This is a genomic window from Embleya sp. NPDC050493 (assembly GCF_044458105.1).
In the GTDB taxonomy this organism is placed as follows: Bacteria; Actinomycetota; Actinomycetes; order Streptomycetales; family Streptomycetaceae; genus Embleya.
Genome location: NZ_JBITHP010000013.1, coordinates 113199 through 123124 on the forward strand (window position 1 = coordinate 113199; position 9926 = coordinate 123124).

At 72.9% G+C, this 9926-nt stretch carries 3 protein-coding genes and 1 pseudogene; 2 read left to right on the top strand and 2 right to left on the bottom strand.

Translation table 11 applies throughout. The features are described from left to right. Positions 1 to 137 precede the first annotated feature (137 nt). A complete protein-coding gene (locus ACIBM5_RS24635; protein WP_396008792.1) occupies positions 138 to 4796 on the top strand; it encodes an FtsK/SpoIIIE domain-containing protein in 4659 nt (1552 codons plus the stop codon). A 122-nt stretch (positions 4797 to 4918) separates the two neighbouring features. On the opposite strand, the gene ACIBM5_RS24640 is transcribed toward ACIBM5_RS24635, so the two are convergent. Continuing rightward, a complete protein-coding gene (locus ACIBM5_RS24640) occupies positions 4919 to 5218 on the bottom strand; it encodes a hypothetical protein (protein WP_396008793.1) in 300 nt (99 codons plus the stop codon). Between the two features lie 184 nt (positions 5219 to 5402). After that, entirely contained in the window at positions 5403 to 6248 is an 846-nt protein-coding gene (locus ACIBM5_RS24645) for a hypothetical protein (RefSeq protein WP_396008794.1), read from the bottom strand. 148 nt (positions 6249 to 6396) lie between these two features. On the opposite strand from ACIBM5_RS24645, the pseudogene ACIBM5_RS24650 reads away from it, so the two are divergent. Then, positions 6397 to 9926: pseudogene (locus tag ACIBM5_RS24650) on the top strand (hypothetical protein); the annotation flags it as partial.

Consider the following 9926-nt stretch of genomic DNA (forward strand, 5'->3'; position numbering starts at 1 on the left):
CGTCCGGCGTTCGGGTCCTCTCCGGCGGATCCCGGTGGGGCAGCGCCGTCGTGATCCGCCGGGCCGAACCTCCCGTGTCCCATCCCAGGCCGCACCCCCGGCCGCAAATCCCCGCCCACCCCCAGGAGCACGCCAACGTGAGACTCACCGTCACCACCGTGGACGCCGCGGACGGTCTGCGCCGCGACCATCTCGTGGACCTCCCGCCCGGGAGCATCGTGGCGGACCTCGCGACCGCCGTGCGCCGACCGACCGCACCCGTCGAGGCCGCTCCCGACGGCCGCGCCCCCGAGCTGGGCGCGTTCCTCGACGGCGAGGCGCCGGCCGAGGGGCAGTCGCTCTACCTCGGCGACACCGCGTTGGATCCGCACGCTCCGTTGACCGTCTGCGGTATCCGCGAAGCCACCGTCCTCGGCCTGGGTGCACCGCCCGCCGAGCCCGATCGGGTGCGCGCTCCGCGGCATCCCTTCGATCCGCAGACCCTGGTCCAGGTGCACGCGGTCTCCGGCCCCTACACCGGTCGGATCTGGCCGTTGGGCCCGGGCAGCCACGAGATCGGCGCCGACGAGGGTTGCGCGATCCGGCTGCCGGTCGCCGGCGTTCCGGCCCGGGGCCTGTGGGTGACGGTCTGCCCGGACGGCTCGGCGTACTGGCATCGCACCGTCCCCGACGACGGCGCGGTGCACGGCCGCGAGGTCGCGCCGCCGCCCACCGACGCGATCACCGCCGCCGCGGCGCTGCCGCGCAAGCACGAGGAACGGGTCCTGGAGGACGAGCGCGAGGCGGACCTCAAGGTGGAGCGGGAGAGCGCCCGGATCGCCCCGCCCGAGGAGCCGGTGGTCCGCGCCCCCGCGCCGCCGGGCACGCCCTGGCCGCAGGAGGCCGACCTGGTCGTCGGCCCGTCCCTGCTGCGGTTGTCCGGGCCCGTCGAGGCGGACGCCGACGTCACGCCCTCCGACGACGGCGTCGGGCTGGACTACAACCGGCCGCCCCGGATCGCCCCGCACCTGGACGCGGAGAAGATCCGGCTGCCCTCGCCGCCGCTGGAGCCGAACCGGTTGCCGTTCCCGCTGCTGGTGATGATCGCGCCGCTGGTGATGGGTCTGGCGATGGTCGGGTTCTTCCAGTCGTACTTCTATCTGATCTTTTGCATCATGAGCCCGCTCATGGCGATCGCGAACTGGATCTCCGGCCGCCGCGGCAACCGGCTCAAGCACCAGCTCGACGGGGTGCAGTATCGGCGCCGGTTGCGCGTCCTGCACACCGACATCCGCACCGCCGTGCGGCGCGAGCGCATCGTCCGGGGCGAGGTCGGCCCCGACCCGGCCGCGGTCGCGCTGATCGCGACCGGCCCGGGCAGCCGGCTGTGGGAGCGGCGCCGGCGCGACGCCGACCATCTGGTACTGCGGATCGGCACGGTGGATCAGCCTTCGGTCAAGGAGGTCGAGGACCCGGCCCGGGACGAGCATCACCGCACCGCCCGCTGGACGTTGCCGGACACCCCGATCGGCGTCGAGATCGCCGACCACGGCGTGCTCGGGGTGGCCGGCCCCAGCGAACCGATCCAGGCGCTGGCCCGCTGGCTGGTGATCCAGTCCGCCGTCCTGCACAGCCCGCGGGACCTGCGCGTGGTGGTGTTGACCGATCCCGATCGGGCCGCCGGCTGGGCCTGGGTGCGCTGGTTGCCGCATCTGCGCCCGCAGTCCGGCTCGGCCGCGCCGGTCGTGCTGCTGGGCACCGACCCGGAGTCCACCGCCAACCGGATCTCCGAACTGGTCGCGCAGATCCAGGGCCGCCGGCGCAGCATGGGCTCGTCGATGGGCCAGGCCATGTTCAGCGGCCCCGACATCCTGGTGATCGCGGACGGCGCCCGGCAGTTGCGCGAGGTGCCCGGCATGGTCCAGGTGCTCACCGACGGCCCGGCCGTTCGGGTGTTCAGCGTCTGCCTGGACGAGCAGGAGCGGCTGCTGCCCGAGGAGTGCGCCGCCGTCGTGCTGGCCACGGGTCGGCATCTGACGGTGCGCCAGACCGGCCTGCCCGACATCGCGGACGTGCGGGCCGACCACGTGGACGCCTCCTGGTGCGAGCAACTGGCCCGCTCCCTGGCGCCGTTGCGCGATGTCAGCCCCGAACACGACAGTGGCCTCCCGCAGACCGTCAAGCTGCTCGACCTGGTCGACGCCGAGCCGCCGAAAGCGGCCGATTTCCAGGCTCGTTGGGCCCGTCGACCGGCCTCGACCACGTTCACCCTGGGAGCCGGCTACGACGGGCCGGTGCGGATCGACCTGGTGCGCGACGGCCCGCACGGCCTGATCGCGGGCACCACCGGCTCGGGCAAGTCCGAGTTGTTGCAGAGCTTCGTGGCGGCGCTCGCGGTGGCCAACCGGCCGGACGAGCTGACCTTCGTCCTGGTCGACTACAAGGGCGGCAGCGCGTTCAGCGAGTGTGCCGAACTCCCGCACACCCTGGGCATGGTCACCGACCTGGACGAGCACCTGGCCACCCGGGCGCTGGACTCGCTGGCCGCGGAACTGCGGCGGCGCGAGCACCTGTTGGCGGAGGTCGGGGCCAAGGACCACCCCGAGTACCGGGGCAAGCGCACCGCCGACCCCGCGCTGGCGCCGCTGCCTCGACTGATTCTGGTGATCGACGAGTTCGCCACCCTGGTCCGCGAGGTGCCCGACTTCGTCGCGGGGCTGATCAACATCGCCCAGCGGGGTCGCTCGCTCGGCATCCACCTGGTGCTGGCCACCCAGCGACCGGCCGGGGTGGTCACCGGCGACATCCGCGCGAACACCAACCTGCGGATCGCCCTGCGGGTGACCGACGCCGGCGAGAGCCAGGACATCATCGACACCGCCGAGGCCGTGCACATCTCGGCCGGCACCCCGGGCCGGGCGCTGATCCGCACCGGACACAACGCGGCCGTGCCGTTCCAGGCCGCGTGGGTGGGCGCCGAGCGGCCGATCCCCGGCAACGGCCCCGTGACCGGCCCGACCCGGTCGGTGCGCGCCACCGAACTGACCCTGGCGGGCCTCGGCCGCCCGGCATCGCTGCCGGCCGTCGACGAGGGGCCGGACACCACGGACGCACCCCACCCGACCGACCTCAACGCCCTGGTCCTGGCCCTGCGCGAGGCCGCCGCGACGCTGCCGGACTACACCCCGCAGCCCAGCCCTTGGTTGCCGGCGCTGGCCGAGCGGGTGCTGCTGGACGACCTGCCGACGGTGGAGCGGGCCGACACCGGCGCGTCCGACACCTGCCCGCCGCCCATCCCCTACGCGCTGGAGGACGTCCCGCAACTCCAGGAGCAACGGGTGACCACGATGGACCTGGCCACGTTCGGCCACCTGTACGTGATCGGCTCGCCCCGCTCGGGCCGCACCCAGGTGCTGCGCACCCTCGCGGGCGCCGCGGCGGCCACGGCGAGTTGCGCCGACGTGCACCTGTACGGAATCGACGCGGGCGGCGGCGGGTTGGCCGCGTTGGAGGCCCTGCCGCACTGCGGCGCGGTGGTCTCGCGGCACGACATGGAGCGGATGGGCCGGCTGCTGGGCCGCCTGGTGCGCGAGTTGACCGAGCGTCAGGAACGGTGCAGCGTCCACAACGCCGCCGGGCTGGTGGAACTGCGCCGGATGCTCCCGGCGGCCGAGCGCCCCGCGCACATCGTGGTCCTGCTCGACGGCTGGGACGCGCTGGTGGGACTGCTCGACGACCACGACGGCGGCCGGCTGGTGGACGACGTGACGCGACTGCTGCGCGAGGGCGCGGCGGCCGGCATCCACTTCGTGGCGACCTCCGAACGGGCGCTGCTCGGCGGACGGTTGGCCGCGCACAACGACCACAAGCTGCTGCTGCGCCAGGTGGATCGCACCGACTACCAGATGGTCGGCATGCCGCTGCGCAAGGTGCCGGCGGTGATCCCGCCCGGTCGCGGCTGGCACGTGTTGTCCCAGACCGAGAGCCAGGTCGCGCTGCTGGCGCCCGACCCGAGCGGGCAGGAACAGGCCGAGGCGCTGCGCCGGATCGGCGCGGAGGCGACCCGCCGCGATGCCGGGCTGCCGCGCGAGCGCATGCCGGTGCGGATCCCGACCCTGCCGCGGGTGGTCGAGTTCGCCGCCGCGTACGAGCAGGTGCCGACCGCGGCCCGTCGTCCGATGTGGGGGCTGCTGGGCATCGGCGGGGACAGTGCGGAGCCGGTCGGCGTGGACTTCGCCGGCAAGTCGGTGTTCTGCGTGATCGGGCCCTCCGGCACCGGGCGCAGCACCACCCTCGCGTCGTTGTCGGTGTCGCTGCTCGCGGGCGGCACCTCGCTGCTCGTCCTGACCCCGCGCGAATCGCCGTTGCGCGCGCTGGCGCAACATCCCCAGGTGCGCCTGCTGACCGAGGAGGATCCCGCCGCCGAGGACGTCGAGCGTGCTCTGGAGGAGTTGTCCGGCCCGCGCGTGGTGGTCGTCGACGACGCCGAACTGCTCGGGATGCCCGCCGCCGACCGGGTCCTGCGCGACCTGGCGGTCGCCGGGCGGGACCGCGGGCAGGCGCTGCTGTACGCGGGTTCCTACGATGCCCTCCAGGTGGCGATGGGCAGTTGGCTCAGCGCGGCCCGGCGCGGCAGCCGCAGCGGGATCCTGCTCGCGCCGAAGAACCTCCAGGAGGGCGACATGATCGGCGTCCGGCTCCCGACGAACGTGGTGCGTGTGGCGCCGCCCGTCCCCGGCCGGGGATGGACCGCGGGTCCGGGGGGCATGCCGATGTCGGTGCAGGTGCCGCTGACGGTGTTGCGGTCGGTCGGGTAGCCGGCGTCGCCGAACCGCCCCACGAGTGAAACGAATTCGGGCCGCACCCCCAAGGGGTGCGGCCCGAAGCGTGGTGGGCGGGCCCGGGTTCGTACCGAGGCCTGCCCGATGGTGCCGGAGGCTCAGTTCTTCTTCAGGTTCTTCGCCATCTCCACGTCCATCTCGTGCATCTGCGTGCGGATCTTGGCGAACATCTCGGAGAAGATCTGGATGCCGTCGATGGCGGCGGTCAGGCTGGTGTCGAACTTGGCGTACGCGTCGCGCATGGCCGGGCTCGACTCCTTGAAGACCATGCCGTTGTCGAGCAGCCCGTTCACGTCGCCGAGCAGGGTCTTGATCATCGGCGTGATCGTCTCGCGAGCCTTGGTGAGCTTGCCGGCGACCTCGTCGATCCGGCCGAAGTCGAGTGCGATATCGGGCATGGGTTCCTCCTGGGGAGAGCGGCTCACCGCAGGGGTGGGCGAACCGGGTCGGGAACTGCGGGGGTCGGGTGCAGCGGATCGCGTGACACGGGGATCACGCGATGCGGGCATCGGGTGATGCGCAGATCACCCGATGCCGGGATGAGGCAGTCGGGGGCTCGACGACAGCGGGAGTCGAGCGGGCTCAGTCGCGGCGCGGGATGCGGCCACCACCGCCGCCACCGCCACCGCCACCGGGAACGGGCTTCTCCGGCGGCTTGGGCGTGACGTCCTTCCATTCGTGCTTGCCGTCGACGCGGGTGTACAGGTGCGTCTTGCCCTCGGAGTCGACCACCGTCTGGGTCCCGCCGCCGTCCTTGTTCAGGTGCGTCTCGGTGGTGGTCACGCTGCCGTCGGCCGCGGTGGACACGGTCTTGTAGTTCAGCCGGTCCGAGTCGTAGGTGGTGACCGACGTGTAGGTCTGACCGTTGGAGGTGACCTTGGTCTCCTCCTTGATCACATTCCCGTTGGCGTCCAGGGTCAGATGGGTCTCGATCCGGCCGCCGTTGGGCGTGGTGATCACCTGGTCGAGCGGCGGCTTGTCGCCGGGGTCCTGAGCCTTGCAGAACTCCGGGAAGGTGCCGTCCGGGCCCGGCGTGGCGCACTCGGACAGGTGCTCCTGCTTGTATTTCCAGGCGCTGACCTTGTTCCGCCACTCCTCCAGGCCCATGGTCGCGCCCATCACCCCCATGCCCTCGGTGATCTGCGCGTCGGCGTTGAAGTAGGCGTCGCCGACCTTGCCGAAGCAGTCGCCGAGCTTCTTGAGCAGGTCCTCGGCGCGGGTCATCGGGCCCGCGGACAGCCGGTACAGGCTGCGGAACGCACCGGTCAGCGTCGGGTCGCCGAACACCGCCTGGGCGTCGGTGTAGCCGCCCTTGCCCAGGGTGGCGAAGTCGCTGGACTTGAGCGTGGGCGAGATCCGCTCGGCCAGGTCGTACAGGTCCTTCTTGGCCTCGCTCAACGTGCTGTAGTCCAGCGCGAAGTCGACCACGTCCGCTCCCGTCGGGCAGCGCGGACCCACCGGCCGGATCCGTCGCCGTGACCACGCCGGGGCGACCCGCGCGGTTCATTGAACCGGGCAGCCGGTCCCGGCGTGGTCCCGGCGAGGTCCGGCGAGCACGACGAGGAGACGACGGGTCATGGGCAATCGCCCCACCGACTGGAACGCGATCGGCTTGAGCACCGATCCCACCCCAGGCGACCCTGTCCGACTGCGTGCCCTGGTCACCTCGATGGAGAGCCTGGGTCGGGTCGCCCGCGAGATCGACGACGCGTTGAACTCGGTGCTGGACAAGACCGGCACGGGCGCCTTCGTGGGGCAGACCGCCGACGCGCTGCGGGACAAGATCAGCGGCCCGCTCCGGGAGTTCGTGCAGAGCATCGCCGACGCGTTCGAGAACTCGGCCAAGTCGATGCGCACCTACGCGGACGTGATGGAGGCTCAGCAACGGGCCGCCGACACGGCGTTGAGCAACGGCCGGGACCTGGCACCGGAGGATCCACAGCGCGCTCACTTCGGGGCGACCGCGCGCACCGCGGGCACCACCCAGCGCACCCAGGCCGAGGCCACGGCCAAGGTCGTCAACAGCGCGGCCGCCGGGATCAAGCAGCCGGTGACCGACTGCGACCTGTTCTGGGAGGCGTTCAACTGGCTGGCGATCATCCTGATCCTGCCCGCGCTGTTGTTGGGCGGCCCGCTCGCGCTGCTGGCGATCGGGATCAACCTGGTCCTGTTCGTGAAGACCGCGGTGGATGTCGCGAACGGCAAGGCCGGGCTGCTCGACCTTTTCCTGGCCGGACTGGGGATGATCGCGCCGACCACCAAGGGCCTCAACCTGCTGAAGCTGTTCAAGGACGGCGCGAAGTTCGTCTGGGACAAGGGCCTCAAGGCCTTCGCGCAGGGCGCGTGGGGCGCCCTCAAGGGCACCTTCAAGGCGGGTGCGTTCCGCTCGTTCGCGTTCATCCCGGGCTTCAAGGACTTCGCCCGACTCGCGGGCGGCTGGGTCAAGTCGGGCGCCCTGTGGGTGGGCGCGGCCACGCTCAAGCTGCCGTCCTGGGTCGGCTCCGCGCTCGGCAAGGGCGGCCTCGCGGTGATCAACGGTTTCAAGGCGGTCCCGGCCCTGTTCCGCGGCCTGCCGGGCCTGGTCAAGGGCGCCGCGGGCAGCACCTGGAAGTTCCTCAGGACCGAACTCGGCGGCACCAAGTGGCTGCGGCTGATCCTGCCGGTGGACGCGGCCGAGATCAGCCGGTTCGGCCTCAAGCGCGCGTTGCAGATCGGCTTCTACGAGCGCGGCCTGCTGGGCAGGTTCCGCTACGCCTCACCACTGCTGGGCGCGGGTGGGCGCGGCCTGAGCCAGATCCCGACGCCACCGCCGCTGCACGGGGTGGGCGCGCTGCCCGAGATGTCGCTGGACAAGTTGGCGCAGATCCGGGCGGGCGACTGGTCCGGGTTCGGCGCGAACGAGCTTCGGCTGAACAGCCTGGACCTGCCGACGAATCTGACCGTCACCTCCCCGGGCGGCCTGCACATCCCCACCTCCTTCGGCGAGGTGATGCAGTTCGCACCGGACGCGGTGCGCCGGATGGACGCGCTCCTGGACATCGGCGCGCGCGATCTGAAGATGGTGCAGATCGGCGACTGGGCCAAGTTGCCGACGCCGGCGGGAAGCTCCCGACTGGAACTCGACGCGCTCGGCTCGGTCGGCCGGCTCACCCCGACCACCGGCACGGCCGGTGCGGTACACGCGCTGCCCGGTCCCTCGGCACTCCCGAGCGTCACGCACGCCCCGTCCCCGACCTCGCTGTCCGCGCTCGACCTGGTCCAGACCGGGGCCGTACACCGGCCGAACCTGCCGTCCCCGATCACCGGCACCGTCCCGGGCGGCGGCGCCGGCATCGCGCACCTGGGCACCCCGAGCCTGAGCACCCACGGGTTGGCCGCGCCGAGCCTGCCCGCGTCCGGCATGACCAACCACGCCCTGCCGGCGCCGAGCCTGCCCGCCTCGGGCCCGACCCACCACGGCCTGACCGGCCCGGGGCTGCCCGGCCACGGCGTGCCCGGCCCGCACGTGGAGGTCGGGCCGACCGGGTTCGGTACGCCGACGAGCCTGTCCGCACCGTCCCCGTCGGCCCTCGCGGGCGGCCCGGCGCCGACGGCGTTGGTCCCGGATCACGCCGGAAACGCGCTCAACCTGCTGGACCACGGCCGGACGGCGCCGCTGCGCCCGGACTCGCCCGCCAACGCGGGCGCGCTTCCCTCCGCGCCACCGCACGGCCCGGGCGGCGGAGCCGAGTTGCGCCCCGGCGCGCCGAGCACGAACCCGGTCGCCGTCGCGCCGACGCCGGCGACGACCGGCGGCGGCCTGGCCGGCCCCGCCAACCGGCTGTCCCCGGCCCAGCTGGAACAACTGTGGAAGAGCGACGCGGACCGGATCGGCGCGCTGTTCGGCAAGGCCGACGATCCGCTGCGATCCGGCCGCATCGAGGCCTGGCGCGACCTGGCCTCGGCGCGGACCGAACTGGGCCGGGCCCAGCAGGTGTTGCACGACCTGGAGATCCGCCCCGGCGGGTCCTCCAGGCCGTCTCCGTTCGAGCGCGACGCCCGGATCGCGGTGGACCACGCCTCGACCAAGGTGGAGAACGCACTCACCCGGCTGGATCAACTGGGCATGGACCCGGCCCGGATCGACCGCAACCTGGCCCGGGCACAGGCGGAAAGCCTGTTGGAGCGCCCGAGGCTGGTCGGCGGGAGCGGGCACGACGTGGTCGGCGGTGGGTCACCGGCGCTGCCGACGACGGCCGTGGCCGGGAGCGTCCCGCCGCCGACCGCGATCACCGCCCTGCATGTCGGCCTCGACTCGGTCGGGCTCGACAATGCGGCGATCCGCACGACGGTGCACGACGGCTACCGGGTCACCGACCCCGCGACCGGCCACTCCATCCGGTACGACCACGGGGGCACCGTCGTCGACGAGGGCCTCGCCCTGCACTCACCGGGTGAGCCCCGGTTCGTCGTCGACAACGGCACCGGCCACCCCTTCCTCACCGACGTGCACGGCAACCCCGTCACCGGCGTCGAGGTCACCGTGGTGCGGGGCGGCTACCGGGTCACCGACCCCGCCGGCGGCCACAGCATCCGCTACCGCACCGACGGCACCATCGCCGATCAGGGCATCGCGCTCGGCGGGACCGGCGCACCCCGCTTCGTGGTCCACAGCGACGTCCGGCCTCCGGTCCTGACCAACGCGCACGGCAAACCGATCACCGACCACACCCTCACCACGATGCCCGACGGCTACCGGGTCACCGATCCCGCCGGCGGCGGGTCCGTCCGGTACGGCGGCGACGGCCGCATCGCCGAGCGCGGCATCGCCCTCCAGGGCGCCGGCGAAGCCCACTTCGTCGTCCCCGGCGAACACGGCCCCGTCCTGACCGACGTACACGGCAACCCCGTCACCGGCGTCGACGTCACCGCCGTCGACGGCGGCGGCTACCGCATCACCGAACCCGGCAGCGGCCAATCCACCCGCTACACCGGCAACGGCACCATCGCCGAACACGGCATCGCCCTCCGAGGCGCCGGCGAAGCCCACTTCGTCGTCCCCGGCGAACACGGCCCCGTCCTGACCGACGTACACGGCAACCCCGTCACCGGCGTCGACGTCACCGC

What these genes read in the sequence shown, in the direction of transcription:
- ACIBM5_RS24640 (WP_396008793.1), bottom strand. Translation starts at nt 5,218, where the DNA reads ATGCCCGATATCGCACTCGACTTCGGCCGGATCGACGAGGTCGCCGGC.